This window comes from Massilia sp. LC238 (genome assembly GCF_000735635.1).
GTDB lineage: Bacteria > Pseudomonadota > Gammaproteobacteria > Burkholderiales > Burkholderiaceae_D > Telluria > Telluria varians.
In genome coordinates, this window is sequence record NZ_JNNN01000018.1 from 1 (window position 1) to 492 (window position 492).

The 492-nt window shown below is 69.1% G+C and carries 1 protein-coding gene; it reads right to left on the minus strand.

From position 1 onward, the window contains the following. On the minus strand, positions 1 to 471 hold a 471-nt coding region (locus tag FG94_RS03685), incomplete at its 3' end, for a transposase (RefSeq protein ID WP_229445845.1). Between the last annotated feature and the right edge of the window lie 21 nt (positions 472 to 492).

The following is a 492-nucleotide window of genomic DNA, read 5'->3' on the forward strand; positions in this document are numbered from 1 at the left end:
CGCCGGACTCGCCACGGGTAGCGCCGTTGCCGCCGCGAGGGCGCCGGTGGCGAGCCGTTGCAAATTGATGGCCGCGTTGACGTCGCGGTCGTGGTACGCGCCGCAGCCGGTGCATGTCCAGACGCGCTCGCCCAGGGCCAGGGCGGCGTTGCGTGCTCCGCAGCCCGAACAGAGCTTGCTGGACGGATACCAGCGCTCGGCCAGCACGATCAGGGTGCCGTAGCGCGCGGCCTTGTACAGCAGCTGGCGCCGAATTTCGTAAAAGCCGACATCCGAGATCGCGCGGGACAGCCTGGCATTGGCCAGCATGCCGCCCACGTTCAGGTCCTCGATCGCCACCGCTTGGTTTTCGCGGCACAGGCGCGTCGTGAGCTTGTGGGTGAAATCCTGGCGCACCCGCGCGATACGGGCGTGCAGGCGCGCCAGCGCCTTCGCTCCCTTGGTGCGGTTCTTCGACACGGGCAGTCGCATGCCTTTCGGGATCCGGCCCGC